The following is a 14,388-nucleotide window of genomic DNA, read 5'->3' as shown; positions in this document are numbered from 1 at the left end:
ATCAGGCCGTCTGCAACGACTTCTCGGTGCCCACCAGCCGCTTGACCAGCTGGTCGCGGATGCGGGGCGGGATGTCCGGGGCGAAGCGCCGGAAGTAGCTCTCGGCGTGGGCCGTGCTGTCCATCAGGAACGGCAGGTCGAACACGACCAGCTTCCGCACGGCCAGCAGCGGGACCGGCGCGCGCAGCGCCTTGAACTCGTCGTTCCACAAGCCCGGCTGGTCGCAGACCGGGTGGAACTGCCCGATCATCAGCCCGTCGGCGACGAACCCGTCCTTGGCCTCGCGCTGCAGGTCGTCCAGCGGGGCCGCGTCGTGGTGGTCCAGCTGCGGCAGCACGAGCAGGATGGTCAGCAGTTCCCGGCTTTCCGGCGGGATGCCCGCGGAAAGCCGTTCGTACCACGAGCGCAGGCTCTCGATCGCGGCGTGCGCGTCGACGTCGCCGTCCGCGGCGGTCAGCGCGGCCAGGTGGAACAGTCCTTTGTGGAGTGATGGCTGGGTGTAGGGGCAGACCGGGCCGTTGCGGCCGAGGTCGGGGTGCGCGGAAACCAGGTACCGCCACGCCCAGGCGAGAATTTCGCGCAGGTGCGGTAGGTGCTCGGGCGGCGCGGCGCCGGCCCCGACCTCGGCCGCGGTCCAGATGCGCACCTTGTCGTCGCCGATCATGAGGCGATGCTCTGCGCGAAGGTGAACAACCCGTCCGGATCGACCTGCCGCTTGATCCGCTGCAGGCGCGGGTAGTTGACGCCGTAGTAGGCGGTGCGCCAGTCCGCGAGGTCGGGGTCGGTGAAGTTCTGGAAGGCGTGGCCGGACACGTACGGCGCCATCGCCTCCCCCAGTTCGGTCAGCCAGCGGAGGTTGGCCTCGACCACGGCCGGTCCGTCGTCCGCGGCCCACGAGGTGTCCATGGCCAGCAGGAACATCGCGTCTCGGTGGACGAAGGCGGTGTCGGTCGCGCCCACCCGGTTGATCGCGCCGCCCCAGGAGAACAGGGCGGCGCCGCCGCCGTCGGGGTTGCCGCTCGCGGGACGGCGTTCGACGAACGAGAGCATGGTGGCGATCGCCTCGTCGGGCAGCGGCCCGGTGGCGATGTTGGTCCGCGACGCGAACGCGCCTTCGGCTGTCTCGTGCCGCAGGTCGTCCTTGGCCTGCCAGAAGGTCCGGTCCGCGATGACCGTGCGGACCGGCGGCGCGACCGACAGCACGGGGTCGAGGATGTCCCGCAGTTCCGCGGCGGACCCGAGGTGCTGCCCGACGGCCGACACGACGGTGTCCCCGCCGGCCTTGCTGACGCCGATCCGGGCCGCGAACTCGTCCGGGGCGAGCCGCACGGTGTCCTGGAGCACCGAGAACACCTTCGCCGCGTCCGCACCGTCCCACAGCAGCACGTAGGTGGCGCAGTCGGCCACCGGCCGGGCCTGGAAGGTGAAGGAGACGTTGACGCCGAAGTTGCCGCCGCCCCCGCCGCGGCAGGCCCAGAACAGGTCGGGTTCGGTGCCGGCGTCGCAGTGCCGCAGCTGCCCGTCCGCGGTGACGATCGTGGTCGCGACGAGCGCGTCCGCGGTGAGCCCGAACACCCGGGAGGTGGCCCCGCAGCCGCCGCCGAGGGTCAGCCCGCCGATGCCGACGGTGTCGCTGTTGCCGAGCGCGAACGTCATCTCGTGCGGTTCGAGGGCCGCGTAGACGTCGGCCATCAGCGCACCGCCCCCGGCGGTCACGAGCCCGGTCGAGCCGTCGGCGGTCACCGTGTTCAGGGCGCGGAGGTCGAGGACCAGTCCGGTGCCCACCGAATGGCCGGCGAAGCTGTGCCCGCCGCCGCGGGGGACGACGTCGACGCCGGTCTCGCGCGCCCACTCGATCGCGCGCTGCACGTCGGCGGGGCCGGCGACGGAAACGACGCCGGCCGGGGTGATCCCGGCGAACCGCTTGTTGAACGGTGTGCTCGCGGCGCGGAACCCGGTCTCGCCGGGCCGGCGCACGCGGCCGGTCACCGCGCGATCGAGGCGGCGCCAGTCCGCGTCGGTGGGGCGCCGGGACACTAGCTCACCTCGTCGAGGTAGGACACGCCGGTGGCGGCGTGCGGGCCGTAGCGTTCCCACACCTCGCGCAGCCGGAGGTGACCGTCCTCGGTCACCTCCGGCGTGTTCACCGTGTGCCCGCAGATCACTTCGCCGGTGGCGAGCACCACCGTGTAGCCGAGGTGGAGCACGCCGTTCTCCCGCTGGGTGCCGGCGAGCGTGCCGCGCCGCACGTCGCCCCCGGCGAACTCCGCCCAGACGACGTCGTCCTCCTGCCGGTAGACGGCCACGGCTTCGGCGCCTGCCTTGCGGAACTTGCGCCCGTCGTAGTCGATCACCGGGAACCCGCCTCGGCGGTGTCGTGCGCGACGAACTCGGCCGACATCTCCCGGTCCCACCAGATCGCGTAGTAGGAGAAGTCTTCGCCGTGCTCGGGGTCGTTGAACAGGTGGTGCTCGATGCCGGGCTTGAGGAACACGATGTCCCCGGCCGCGAACGCGTGCCGCCGGTCGCCGGTGACCACCTCGGCCCGCCCGGCCATGCCGATGAAGATCTCGTGCTCGTGGTGGGCGTGGGCCACCGAAGCGTCGCCCGGGCGCAGCACGCACCAGGCTCCGCGGAACGGCGCGGTCATCCCGTCCCACGGGTGGAGCAGCTTCATGTCGAGCCCGTAGGCCCGGGTCAGGTTCTCGGGCTCCAGCCGGCGGATGTCCACGAGGGCAAGGTCCTGGTCAGTCACGTCCCACTCCGATCAGCGTCGTCTCCGGTCGCCGCGTCCGACGCCGATCGACGCTAGGTGCGGCCGGTTTCCCCGCGATAGGGGAACTGTTCCCGATCGCCGGTGAATTCACCGCGGCCGAGGCCCGCGTCCCGCGCGAGCACTATCGCCTGTGCCCGATCGGCTACACCGAGTTTCGCGAAAACCGCGGACACGCGATTGCTGATGGTCTTGGACGCAAGCCCGAGATCGCGCGCGATCACCGCATTCGACCTTCCGGCGGCGATCCGATCGAGCACCTGCCGTTCCCGGGTGGTCAGTTGCGGAAAGGGATACGGTTCGGGCGCGGAAGTCCGCACCAAAGCGCTGAACCGGGCGGCGATCGCGCGGCCGACGATCGCCTCGCCCGCCGCCACGACCCGCACCCCGCGCACGATCTGCTCGGCGTCGGCGCCCTTGACCAGGTACCCGCGCGCCCCGGCGTGGATGGCCGACCGCACGGCGGTGTCGTCGTCGGCCGCGCTCAGCACGAGCACCTTCGTCTCCGGCGAAACCAGTGCCACCCGGCCGATCACGTCCGCCGGCCCGGCCCCGCCGAGCTGCGGATCGACGACCAGCACGTCCGGCCGGTGCCGGGCGGTCTCGGCGATCACCCCGTTCGCCGTGGCCGCCTCGCCGACGACGAACACCCCGCCGGCCTGTTCCAGGGCGGCCCGCACGCCGTGGCGGACCGACGGCTGGGTGTCGGCGAGCAGCACGGTCAGCGGAGCCGGGTCAAGCTGTTCGACCGGCCACAGCCGGGTGGTGTATCCGAAACCGGTGGCGTGACTCATCGTTCCCCCAAAGTGAACTGCTGCCGATCCGCATACGATCGGCTCCTCCCAGTGAAAGCGCGCGTACGCCTTCCCTATCCGACAGGGAAGTCTCACTGTCGGGGGCTGTTGATCGCAATCAATCCGCTTGATCGCAATCAATTCGCCCGCACGACTCGCGGCCGCGGGGGCGACGGCGGCCGAACGGCTTCGGCAAGATTCCCCGCAGCCAGGGGAAAACGTCCCTACCACCCGGGAAACAGCGCTCCTTACGATCGCTGCGGCGGCACGCGGCACGCCGACCTATTCCCAGAAATCGGAGTGTATCTGTGACCGAAGTACAGGTGGGTTTGCTCGCGATCGGAGCCGGACCGGCAAACCTCGCGCTCGCGGTGGCCATCGAGGAGTCCGGGCACCCGGAGCTGGCCCGGCAGACGTTGCTGCTGGAGCAGGGCCCGGACATCAAGTGGCAACGGGATCTGCTGATGCCGTGGGCGCGCAGCCAGGTCTCCTTCCTCAAGGACCTGGTGACCCTGCGCAACCCGCGCAGCAGGTTCTCGTTCCTCAGCTTCCTCCACGACCAGCAGCGGCTCGACGAGTTCGTCAACCTCGGGACGTTCCACCCCTTCCGCTGGGAGTTCTCGGACTACCTGCAGTGGGTGGCGAAGTCGCTGGAGCACGTCCGCATCCGCTACGACGCGAAGGTCCGCAGCGTCGAGCCCGCGCGCGACCGCGACGGGTCGATCGTCGGCTGGGTCGCCACCCTCGCCGACGGCGACACCATCCGCTGCCGCGACCTGGTGGTCGGCGGCGGCCGGGACACGCACGTGCCGGAGGTCTTCGCCGGCCTGCCCGCCGACCGGCTGATCCACAGCGCGCAGTACCGCCGCCGGATCGCGCAGCTGCCCGCGGACGCGCCCCTGCGCGCGGTCGTGGTGGGCGGGGCGCAGAGCGCGGCGGAGATGTTCATGGCGCTGCACGACAACCTGCCCAACAGCACCCGCACGATGATCGTGCGGTCGGTGGGCCCGCAGAACTACCAGACGAGCAAGTTCGTCAACGAGCTGTTCTTCCCGTCGTTCGTCGACCGCTTCTACGACAGCCCGCCGGAGGTCCGCCGGCAGGTGCTGGAGGAGATGCGGCTGACCAACTACGCCGGGGCGGCCCCGCCCTTCCTCGACCAGATGTACACCACGCTCTACCAGCAGCGCGGGATCGGGCAGCAGCGTTCGGAGGTGCGGACGCTGACCGAGGTGGTGGGGGCCAGGGTCGACGGCGACGAGGTCGTGCTCGACCTGCGCGACCGCACCAACGGCAAGGTCGAGCCGCTGCACTGCGACCTGGTGCTGCTCGGCACCGGGTTCGACACCCGGATGCCCGCGCTGGTCCGCGACCTGGCCGAGCACGTCGGCCTGGCGGAGATCTCGGTCAGCCGCTGCTACCGGGTCGAGCTCGGCGAGTCCGCGTGGGGCGCGGTGTACCTGCAGGGCGTCAACGAGGCCACGCACGGCATCGCCGACTCGCTGATCAGCGTGCTGGCCCACCGTTCCCGCGACATCCTCGACGACCTGCTCGCCCGCCGCGGCGCCGGCGAGCGCGAGGCACTCCGGTGAACCGGCTGGTGGTGATTTCGCCGGCCCCCACAGCGAACGGCGACCTGCACCTCGGCCACCTCGCAGGCCCGTTCCTGGCCGCGGACGTCTGCACCCGGTACGCCCGCGCGACCGGGCGGGAAGCCTTGTACGGCACCGGGATGCACTTCACGCAGAACTACGTCGTCGCGGCGGCCGAGCGGCTCGGCGTGGCCCCGGAGGAGCTGCGGGAGCGCTCGGCCGAGCAGGTCCGCAGGACGTTCTCCGCGATGGGGGTCGAGATCGACGGGTTCGGCTGCCTCGGTGACCGGTTCACCGGGATGGTCACCCGCTTCTACGAGCGCCTGCACGAGCGCGGGCTGCTGGAGCTGCGGTCGGTGACCTTCCCGTACCTGCCCAGCACGGGCGAGTACCTGATGGACGCCTACGTCACCGGCGGCTGCCCGTTCTGCCTCGCCCAGGGGTGCGCGGGGATCTGCGAGAGCTGCGGGCTGCCGATCGCCCCCGGCGAGCTGATCGACGCGCGGTCGGCCACCCGGCCGGACGAGCCGCTGGAGCGCCGGGACGTCGACATCCTCGTCTTCCCGGTGGAGCGGTACCGCACGCAGCTGGAGGCGTACTTCGCCCGCACCCCGATGCGGCCCGGCATGGCGCGGCTGATCGAGTCCGCGCTGGCCCGGCCGCTGCCGGACTTCCCGATCACCCAGCCGGCGTCGTGGGGCATCCCGGCGCCGTTCCCGGAAGTGGCGGGCCAGGTCTTCTACGCGCACATGGAAGGCATGCCGTGGAGCATGTTCACCACCGCGCTGGGCGCCGAGCGCCGCGGTGCGGTGCTGGCCGCCGACGACGAGCTCTGGCACGCCGGTTCCGGCACGACGGTGGTGTACTTCCTCGGCCTGGACGCGACCTACCCGTTCGCGATCGTGGGCACGGCGCTGCTCACCGCGCTCGGTGAGCACGTGCTGCCGTCGCAGTACTTCACCAACGAGTTCTACGAGCTGGCCAACGAGAAGTTCTCGACCAGCCGCGGCACGTGGTGTCCGGGCGGGAACTGGCCGCCGAGGTCCCGCGCGACCTCATCCGCTTCCACCTCTGCGCCACCAGCCCCGAGTACCAGCGCACCGACTTCACCCGCGAAGCCCTGCTCCGGATCGGCGAAACCCGGCTGACCGGCCCGTGGAACCGGGTGGCGGCGGCGGTCGACCGGTGGGTGGACCGCGGCCCGCTGCCGGTGTCGGCGGCCGCGCGGCGCACGGCCCGGCGGATGGCGGAGCGGTTCGCCGACTCCTACGACCTGCGGCGGTTCAGCCTGACGGCGGCGGCTTCGACCCTCGCGGAGCAGCTCGCCCGGCTGGACCGGCTGGCGGCGACGGTGACGTCGGGAACGGCGGGCGACCTGTGCCACCAGGTGGACGTGTTCCTGCGGTGTGCGGCGCCGATCCTGATCGACCTCGCGGCGGCGGCACTGCCGGACACGATGCTGCCGGGGCATCCGGACGCCGACACCGTGACACCGAAACGCCTGCCGCGGCTGTCGGTGACGGTCCGTTCAGCCGAAGAAATCGAAAAAGCCGACGCGCCCGTGGCCGGTGCGACCGGGCCCGCCGGAGTGGGCCGGGAGCGCACCGCGGCCGGGCTCGCCGGACCGGGTGGGCCGGCGCGCTGATGGCGACGGTCGCCGTCGTCGGGGGCGGGGTGACCGGCCTGGTCACCGCCATCGGGTGCGCCAGGGCCGGGCACCGCGTCCGCGTGCTGGACCGCGGTCCGCTCCCCAACCCCGCGTCGACGTCGTCCGACCAGCACCGCGCGCTGCGGGTGCTGCGGCCGGACGACGTCGAGGGCACCGCGCGGATGGCCGAGGCCCGCCGCCGGTGGTCGGAACTGGAATCACTGCTGCGGGCCCGCTTCGTCCGGCCCGTCGGCGTGGTCACCGCCGGCACCCCGCACGAGCTCGCGCAGGCCTTCGAGACCGCGAGCCGGGCCGGCGTGCCGGCGACGGCCGCGGCGCCGGAAACCCTGCCGCCCGTGCTGTTCCCGGCCGGCACCAGCGGCGTGCTCGATCCCGGCGGGGCCGTGCTGCTGGCCGATCGGTTCCTCCGCGCCGCCGTCGCGTGGCTCGCCGCGCACCCCGCGGTGACGCTGCGGCCGGGCTGCGCCGTCACCGGCGTCGAAGACCACCGGGTCGTGCTGGCCGGTGGTGCCGCGGTCGACGCGGACGTCGTGCTGGTCGCCGGCGGCCCGTGGACCGGGGAACTGGCCGGGCCGCCGGTCGTGCTGCACCGGCAGACCATGGTCTACCTGCGCCCGCCGCGGCGGCTGGCCGCCTGGTGGGCGGTGGCTCCCGGCGTCGGACGGATCGGCGCCGACCGGCGGGCCTGGCTGCTGCCGCCCGGTGGCGGGGCGCTGCTCAAGATCAGTTCGGACGCGGTGTGCCGGGTGGTCGAGACCACCGCGGAGCCCGACGGCGAACCGTGGGCCGGCCGGCTGCTCGCCGAGCCGATCCTCGCCGGCACCGAGGACTACGCCGTGGTGGGGACGAAGGACTGCCACTACGCGGCCGACGCCGTCACCGGCGGTCCCGTCCTCGCCCGGGTGCACCCGTCGGTGTGGGTGCGGTCCGCCTGCGGTGGCTCCGGGTTCGGTGCCGCCCCGCTCGTCGCCCGGGAAATCCTCGGCCGTGTGACCGACAAGGAGTGTGTGTAGTGGAGTTCACGATCGTGGGGGCCGGCATGGCCGGCGCGTTCCTCGCGCTCTCGCTGGGCAGGCAGGGGCACGTCGTGACGGTGTACGACCGCCGTCCGGACCCGCGGGGGACGTCGGTGGCGGTGACGTCGATGAACCTGGGGCTGTCCCGGCGGGGCCTGGCGGCGCTGGACCGGCTGGGGTTGGCGGGCGAGGTCAAGCGGTTCGTCGTGCCGATGCGCGGGCGGCTGCTGCACAACACCGACGCCGGCCTGCGCTTCTCGCCCTACGGCGACGGCGGCATCCTCGCCATCCAGCGCCAGGACCTCAGCGCGGTGCTGGTGGACGCGGCCCTGCGGGAGCCCGGGGTGCGGTTCGTGTTCGACACCCGGTGCACGGGCGTGGACCGGGATTTGCCGTCGGCGACCTTCGCGGGAGAAGACGGCGGGGAGTTCACGGTCCGGCCGGACGTCGTGGTGGGCGCGGACGGCGCGTTCTCCGCCGTCCGCCGGTTCATGCACCACGAGCTGCGCGCGGAGTTCTCGCAGAGCTACCTCGAGTGGGGGTGGCGCGAGCTGCACATCCCGGCCGCGGCCGACGGCTCCCACCGGATGGCCGACGACGTCTTCCACCTGTGGCCCCGCGGCGACACGATGATGTTCGCCCACCCCAACCGCGACGGTTCGTTCACCTGTTCCTGCGTGCTGCCCTTCCACGGTCCCGCCGGTTTCGACTCGCTGCGGACGCCCGCGGACGTGGAGTCCTTGTTCCGCCGGGAGTTCCCCGACGTCCTCGCGCTGGTCCCCGGCCTCGGCGAAGCGTTCCTGAACCGGCCGACCTTCAACCTCGTCACCGTCAGCACCGCCCCGTGGACCTACGAAGGCAAGGTGGTGCTGATCGGGGACGCCTGCCACGCGGTCTACCCGTTCCTGGCCCAGGGCATGAACTCGGCCTTCGAGGACGCGCTGGAGCTGACCGACAGCCTGGCCGCCCACGCGGGCGACCCGGCGGCGGCGCTGGCCCGGTACTACGCCCGCCGCAAGCCGAACACCGACGCCCTCGCCACCATGTCCCACCGCAACTTCGCCGAGCTGCGCGACACCGTGCGGTCCCCCGCCGTCCGGCTGGAGCGGGCGTGCGACACGGTCCTGGAGAAGCTGCTGCGCCACCGGTGGATGCCGCTGCACGCGATGGTCACCAACACGACCATCCCCTACCTGCAGGCCCAGCACCGGGCCACGCGCCAGCACCGGCTGCTGAAGGCCTTCGGCGTCACCGCGCTTTCGGCGGCCGCGGTGGGGGTGGGCCGCCGGCTGCGCCGCTGACCCACCCGACGAGAAGAGGCCTTCGCCGATCCTCCGGCGAAGGCCTCTTCTCGTCGCGGGGACACTACTGCGGGCGCAGCTCGATCCGCACCAGGCCCGCGGCCTTCTCGGCGCGCTGCAGGGCTTCGGCGGGGTCGTCCGCCTCGGCCATCACCAGGCCCGCGCGGTCCCAGGAGCTGCGCAGGCCGTCGAACCGGTGCCCGGGACCGACCTGCAGGTCCACCAGGAACACGCCCTCCACGCCGCGGGCCTGCTCCAGGCCCACCACGGCGTCGACCACGCCGGGCTCCATGGTGACGAACCGGGCGGCCGCGCCGCCGGCCGCCCGCGACGGCAGCTCGGGCGGGGTTTCGCCGCGCATCACGGCGAAGTACGCGCGCAACAGCTTGATCCCGTAGGCGCGGTCGATGAGTTCCATGATGCCGTCCCCGGCGATCCGGCCCGCGCACTCGACGAGGTACGGCACGCCGTCGTCGCCGACGATCCACTCGCAGTGCACGATCCCGTCGGCGAAGCCGGTGGCCGCCACGACCCGGCGGGTGACGTCCACCAGGGTCGCGGTGAGCTCGCCGGGGATGCCGGCCGGCACGATGTGGGCCAGCTCCACCGGCCGCGGTCCCGGGTAGAGCTGCTTGCCGGTGACGTTGGCGAACAGCGCCCGCCCGCCGCCGACGAGCATCTCGACGCTGTACTCGGCGCCGGGCACGTACCGCTCGGCCAGCATGCGCAGTTCCATCGGCCGGTCCGGGACGAAGATGCCTTCGTCCTGCTCGACGCAGTCCGCCCACGCCTGCTCGACCTCGGCCGGGTCGTGCACGATCCGGGTGCCGACGGCGGCCTGCCGGTTGGCGGGCTTGAGCACCACCGGGCCCGGGCAGGCGCGCAGGAACGCCCGCACGTCCGCCGGGCCGGTCACGGTGACGCTCTGCGGGTTGGCCAGCCCGGCGGCCGCGCTGACCCGGCGCAGCACGGACTTGTCCCGCAGGATCTGCGCGGCGCCGAGGCTCGCGCCCGGCACGCCGTAGCGTTCGGCGAGCCGGGCGGCGAACGGGGTGGCGTACTCGATCAGCGGGACCACCGCCACCGGGTCCAGGTCCGGGTGGGCGGCGTGGAACTCGTCGGCCGAGCCGGGCCGGGTGTGCTCCCACTCGACCAGCTCGCGGACCAGGGCCGATCCGGCCAGTTTCGGGCGCAGGTCCCGCTTGCGGACCACGTCGGGCTCTTCGACGAGGACGACCGAGCCGTCGGGCTCGGCGCCGGTGAGGGCCAGCAGCACCGGCGTCACGAACCCGACGACCAGGACGGGCCGCTCAGGCATCGGCGTCGGACTCGGTCTTGGGCTTGTCGACGATGCCGAGCATGAACCGCATGGACGGCTTGGCGCCGACCAGGTGCGCCCCGACGGTCTGGGTGACGCGGTCGCGGGCGGTCGGGTGCATGGCCATGGTCACCGCGTCCCGCAGCCACCGGTTCATCGGGTCGCCGGAGCGGATCGCGGCGGTGCCGAGCAGGTCGCTCAGCCGCAGCACGACCCGCTTGGCCATCTGGAACGCCTGCCAGCCGGTCAGGGCCGGCGCGACCCGCTCGTCGGGGGTGAGGTCGTCGAGCGTGCCGATGCCGTCGGCGGTGACCTCCCACTGCCGCTCCAGGGCGCGGTAGACGCCGGCGCGGGTGGTGCTGTAGTCGGCTTCGCACTCGGCCAGGGTGATCTGGATGTGCTCGTTGTCCTTCCAGGCGAGGCCGCTCATCCGCCACGGCGAGCCCTTGAGCATGTCGACCCGCTCGATGGTGAGGTCGCGGACGTAGTCCAGGGCGGCCCGCGCGACGCCGAGCGGGGCCCCGCACATGCTGCGCTGGATGACGTCCGGCTGGACGAGGGGCCCGTTGGGGACCTTCGGGTTGTCGAAGGTCAGGGTGTGGTTCTCCGGCACGAACACGTCGGTGATCGTGTAGTCGCTGCTGCCGGAGCCGCACAGGCCGAGGGTGTACCAGTTGTCCAGGGAGCGGATCTGCTCCTGCGGCACCATGAACAGCCGCGACTCGTGCGGGTTGCTGCCGTCCGGGCTGGCGTAGGGTTCGCCGTTCTCGAACACCATGGCGCCGGAGGCCACCCATTCGGCGTGGGTCGAGCCGCTGCCGAAGCCCCACCGGCCGGTGAGCCGGTAGCCGCCGGGCACCCGTTCGGCGTGGCCGGTCACCGGGAGCACGCCGGCGGAGTGCATGTCGATGCTGGTGAACATCCGGCGGGCTTCGTCCTGGTCGAGGAAGTTCGCGTGCAGGCCGATGTCGGAGCCGAGCTTGGCGCACCAGCCCACGGACGCGTCGCCGTAGGACAGCGCCTCGATCACCTCGGTCTGCTCCATCGACGTCATCTCGGGGCCGCCCCACTCCCGGCTGAACCCGATCCGGAAGACACCGGCGTCGCGCAGCAGCTGGACGACGTCGTCGGGCAGGCTCCGGTTGGCCTCGATCTCCGCGGCCCGTTCGCGCAGGACCGGCGCGAGCGCCTTCGCGTTCTCGAGGATCTGCGCGCCGGTCAGCGGCACATCGGTGCGGGCGGGCTCGGTCATGGTCATGCGGAAACTCCCTCGTGTTCGTCGACGTCGAGCAGCCCGGCGGGCATTTCGAACGCGGTACCGGGTTCGGGTGGGCCGACCGGGACGGCGTCGACCCGCACCGTGGCGGCGGCCGTGTCCAGTCGGCGGGCACAGGTTTCGGGGTCGTCGGCCTCGCACACCACGAACGAGTGGCGGGCGAGGTAGCCGCCGGGCGGCAGCCGCAGGGTGGTGCCGGGTGCGGTCATCGGCGAGGCGAGGACCAGCCCGGGCACCTGCGCGGGATCGGCAGGAACGGTGATTTCGCCGACCAGGCAGTCGTGGTCCGGGTAGCCGAAGCGGATGCCGGCGACCGCGTTCCGGGTCGGGGTGATGACCGGCCGGTTGCCGGTGGCGACGGCGAAGAGGACCTCGCCGGGGTCGATGCCGGTGGCCGTCTTGCCGAGGAACGGGATCAGGTCGCCGCCGAGGCGTCCGTTGACCTCGATGATCAGCGGCCCGTGCTCGGTGAGCCGGACCTCGGTGTGGGTGATGCCGTCTTCGACGCCGAGCGCGCGGTGCGCCCGCACCAGCACGTCCAGCAGTGCGGCGTCGTGCAGCAGCGGGTCGGCGGCGTCGACGACGTGGCCGACCTCTTCGAAGTAGGGTGGTTCGCCGGTCTGCTTGCGGGCGACGAACATCGGCAGGTACTCGCCCTTGTGCACGGCGCCGTCGATGCTGATCTCCGGCCCGCTCACGAAGCCCTCCACGATGGCGGCCCCGCCGTAGCGGCTCTGGTCGACCGTGGCCGCGCCCATCGCGACGCCGAACGCCGCGTCGAACTCGGACTCGTCGCCGGCGAACACCACGCCGATGCTCGCGCCCATGGCCCGCGGCTTGAGCACGACCGGGTAGCCGATCCGGGCGGCCGCGGCGCGGGCCTCGGCGAGCCCGGTGGTCAGGGCGTACCCCGGTTGCAGCAGCCCTTCGGCGGTCAGCACGGTCCGGGTGCGGTTCTTGTCGCGGCAGCCGCGGACCCCGGCCACGCCGAGGCCGGGCACCCCCAGCTCGGCGGCCAGCTCACCGGCGGCGAGCACGACGGGTTCGTCCCAGCACATCAGGCCGACGACCCGGTGCCGCTCGGCGACCTCCCGGGCGGCGGCGAGCATCTCGTCGGCGTCGAACACGTCGACGTGGACGATCTCGTCGAAGTAGCCGCGCTGCCAGGTGGGCTTGAGGTTGTTCAGCAGCACCAGGCCCAGCCCGGCCCGGCGGGCGCACCGGTGGATCGAGGCGACCAGGTATTCGCGGTAGGTCCGCAGCCCGCTGCCGATGACCAGCAGCACGCCCTGGGGTTCGGTCATGATCGCTCTCCCACGACTTCGGGTTCGGGGACGGGTTTCGGCGCGGGCGGCGTCCGGAGGCCGTAGATGTGCATCGAGCCGGCGATGACCGACAGCAGCGCGCAGCAGCCCCAGAACACCGGGCCGCCGTACCGGCTCCAGACGTACAGCCCGAGCACCGGGCCGAGGGTGGCGGCCAGGCCGGAGAGGGTTTCCTTCGTCGCGATGTAGCGGCTGCGCACCTCGACCGGGAAGGTCGCCGGGTGCGCGGCGGTGCTGGGCCCGTGGATCATCAGCCCGGACACGGCGAAGAGCGCGCCGGCGAGGACGAAGAACGGGTGCTGGGCGAGGAGCCCGTAGAGGGTGAACCCCAGGCCGCTGACCAGGTTGCCGGTCAGCCCGGCGACGTACTTGGGGATGCGGACGATGTAGGTGGTGATCTTGAGTTCGCAGGTGATCAGCACGACCGAGGAGATCACCAGCACCGTGCTGTAGAGCCCGACCGGGTAGCCGGCGGAGACGATGTTCAGCGGCAGGACCGCGACCGACCCGGCGTAGACCATCATGCCGAACACGCCGGCCACCAGGTAGCACAGGAACCGGGTGTCGCGGACCATCGTCCCGTACACCGCGCGGGCGCCGGCGGCCCTCGCGCGGGCGCCGCCGGGCTCGGCCGGCTGCGGTGCCGCGGTTCGCCTCGGGAGCAGGGCGAACGCCAGCAGCGCCCACAGCGCGGCGGTGGTGCCGTCCAGCCAGAACAGCAGGTCCCAGTCGATCTGGATGAGCACCGCCGCCAGCAGCGGCGCCACGGCGGCGCCGATGTTCAGCGCGATGCGCATCATCGAGAAGCCCATCACCTTGTGCTCTTCGGGCATGGACTCGGCGAGCAGCACCGCGGCCGCCGGCCGGTAGGCCTGGATGGCCAGCCCGGAGAGCGCGACCACCGCGAGCAGCGCCGCCGGGACGCCCCGGACCAGCGGGATCGACGCGACGAGCGGTGCCGCGCAGGTCATCACGGCCACGATCGTCGCCCGGCCGCCGAACCGGTGGGTCAGCTCGCCGCCGAGCATGGCGCCGAAGATCGCGCCCACGCTGAAGGCGGCGAGGCAGACCCCGGCGAAGCCGGGTGAGCTGCCGTGGAAGGTCAGGTAGAGCACGAGGAACGTCTGGACGAACGCGCCCAGCTGGTTGATGAGCATGCCGCTCAGCAGGTACCTGACCGGGGCGGGGGTCGCCCGCAGCACCGCGAACACGCCGGTTCGCGCAGCGCCGGTCACCCCGCCACCTCGTTGGTCGGTCGCACAGCCACCTCCGTGTCACGGATTCGCGACGGCCGGCGGCGCGCTGAAGTCCACAGTGGACGCGG

At 72.6% G+C, this 14,388-nt stretch carries 13 protein-coding genes; 4 read left to right on the top strand and 9 right to left on the bottom strand.

What is annotated here, in order from left to right; translation table 11 throughout:
• Nucleotide 1 precedes the first annotated feature (1 nt).
• From HUT10_RS01720 to HUT10_RS01700, 5 genes are read right to left on the bottom strand one after another with little or no spacing between them, the layout of a single operon-like run.
• Complete coding sequence (locus HUT10_RS01720; protein ID WP_176169568.1) at nucleotides 2–664, bottom strand: DUF6875 domain-containing protein; 663 nt, start codon at nucleotides 662–664, stop codon at nucleotides 2–4.
• The gene (locus HUT10_RS01715; protein WP_176169567.1) at nucleotides 661–2,037 is read right to left on the bottom strand and encodes an FAD-binding oxidoreductase; all 1,377 of its coding nucleotides are present in this window, start codon (nucleotides 2,035–2,037) and stop codon (nucleotides 661–663) included. Before HUT10_RS01715 ends, HUT10_RS01720 begins: the two co-directional genes overlap by 4 nt.
• Nucleotides 2,037–2,354, bottom strand: coding sequence for a hypothetical protein (locus tag HUT10_RS01710; protein WP_176169566.1), 318 nt, complete (start codon nucleotides 2,352–2,354; stop codon nucleotides 2,037–2,039). Before HUT10_RS01710 ends, HUT10_RS01715 begins: the two co-directional genes overlap by 1 nt.
• Nucleotides 2,351–2,755: a cupin domain-containing protein gene (locus HUT10_RS01705; protein WP_217709534.1), complete on the bottom strand. Its 405-nt coding sequence runs from the start codon at nucleotides 2,753–2,755 to the stop codon at nucleotides 2,351–2,353. The genes HUT10_RS01710 and HUT10_RS01705 overlap by 4 nt, the downstream gene beginning before the upstream one ends.
• A 53-nt stretch (nucleotides 2,756–2,808) precedes the next feature.
• Nucleotides 2,809–3,708: a response regulator transcription factor gene (locus HUT10_RS01700; protein ID WP_254896612.1), complete on the bottom strand. Its 900-nt coding sequence runs from the start codon at nucleotides 3,706–3,708 to the stop codon at nucleotides 2,809–2,811.
• A 167-nt stretch (nucleotides 3,709–3,875) separates the two neighbouring features.
• Between HUT10_RS01700 and HUT10_RS01695 the strand changes: the two genes are divergently transcribed.
• The 4 genes from HUT10_RS01695 (at nucleotide 3,876) to HUT10_RS01680 (ending at nucleotide 9,145) form a co-directional block, all read left to right on the top strand.
• Entirely contained in the window at nucleotides 3,876–5,159 is a 1,284-nt protein-coding gene (locus tag HUT10_RS01695; RefSeq protein WP_176169565.1) for a SidA/IucD/PvdA family monooxygenase, read from the top strand.
• On the top strand, nucleotides 5,156–6,307 hold the full coding sequence (locus HUT10_RS01690) for a class I tRNA ligase family protein (RefSeq protein WP_254896611.1): 1,152 nt from the start codon (nucleotides 5,156–5,158) through the stop codon (nucleotides 6,305–6,307). The genes HUT10_RS01695 and HUT10_RS01690 overlap by 4 nt, the downstream gene beginning before the upstream one ends.
• 496 nt (nucleotides 6,308–6,803) lie before the next feature.
• The gene (locus HUT10_RS01685) at nucleotides 6,804–7,841 is read left to right on the top strand and encodes an FAD-binding oxidoreductase (protein WP_176169564.1); all 1,038 of its coding nucleotides are present in this window, start codon (nucleotides 6,804–6,806) and stop codon (nucleotides 7,839–7,841) included.
• Nucleotides 7,841–9,145: an NAD(P)/FAD-dependent oxidoreductase gene (locus HUT10_RS01680; RefSeq protein WP_176169563.1), complete on the top strand. Its 1,305-nt coding sequence runs from the start codon at nucleotides 7,841–7,843 to the stop codon at nucleotides 9,143–9,145. The genes HUT10_RS01685 and HUT10_RS01680 overlap by 1 nt, the downstream gene beginning before the upstream one ends.
• Nucleotides 9,146–9,209: 64 nt before the next feature.
• Here the strand turns inward: HUT10_RS01680 and HUT10_RS01675 are convergent, their stop codons facing one another.
• The 4 genes from HUT10_RS01675 to HUT10_RS01660 are packed head-to-tail and all read right to left on the bottom strand — an operon-like array spanning nucleotide 9,210 to nucleotide 14,299.
• Nucleotides 9,210–10,463 (bottom strand): ATP-grasp domain-containing protein, encoded by a 1,254-nt coding sequence (locus HUT10_RS01675; protein ID WP_176169562.1) that lies wholly within the window; start codon nucleotides 10,461–10,463, stop codon nucleotides 9,210–9,212.
• On the bottom strand, nucleotides 10,456–11,721 hold the full coding sequence (locus tag HUT10_RS01670) for an acyl-CoA dehydrogenase family protein (protein WP_176169561.1): 1,266 nt from the start codon (nucleotides 11,719–11,721) through the stop codon (nucleotides 10,456–10,458). The genes HUT10_RS01675 and HUT10_RS01670 overlap by 8 nt, the downstream gene beginning before the upstream one ends.
• Nucleotides 11,718–13,043 carry an ATP-grasp domain-containing protein gene (locus tag HUT10_RS01665; RefSeq protein WP_176169560.1) on the bottom strand — a complete coding sequence of 442 codons (1,326 nt, stop codon included), beginning with the start codon at nucleotides 13,041–13,043 and terminating at the stop codon, nucleotides 11,718–11,720. The genes HUT10_RS01670 and HUT10_RS01665 overlap by 4 nt, the downstream gene beginning before the upstream one ends.
• Nucleotides 13,040–14,299, bottom strand: a complete 1,260-nt coding sequence (locus tag HUT10_RS01660; RefSeq protein ID WP_176169559.1) for an MFS transporter — start codon at nucleotides 14,297–14,299, stop codon at nucleotides 13,040–13,042. Before HUT10_RS01660 ends, HUT10_RS01665 begins: the two co-directional genes overlap by 4 nt.
• Nucleotides 14,300–14,388 lie beyond the last annotated feature (89 nt).

This window comes from Amycolatopsis sp. Hca4, assembly GCF_013364075.1.
Taxonomy (GTDB): domain Bacteria; phylum Actinomycetota; class Actinomycetes; order Mycobacteriales; family Pseudonocardiaceae; genus Amycolatopsis.
This window is presented reverse-complemented; position numbering and strand designations above follow the sequence as displayed.

Coding starts and splice junctions, on each gene's coding strand:
- HUT10_RS01720 (WP_176169568.1), bottom strand. CDS start 664: ATGATCGGCGACGACAAGGTGCGCATCTGGACCGCGGCCGAGGTCGGG.
- HUT10_RS01685 (WP_176169564.1), top strand. CDS start 6,804: ATGGCGACGGTCGCCGTCGTCGGGGGCGGGGTGACCGGCCTGGTCACC.
- HUT10_RS01675 (WP_176169562.1), bottom strand. CDS start 10,463: ATGCCTGAGCGGCCCGTCCTGGTCGTCGGGTTCGTGACGCCGGTGCTG.
- HUT10_RS01670 (WP_176169561.1), bottom strand. CDS start 11,721: ATGACCATGACCGAGCCCGCCCGCACCGATGTGCCGCTGACCGGCGCG.
- HUT10_RS01665 (WP_176169560.1), bottom strand. CDS start 13,043: ATGACCGAACCCCAGGGCGTGCTGCTGGTCATCGGCAGCGGGCTGCGG.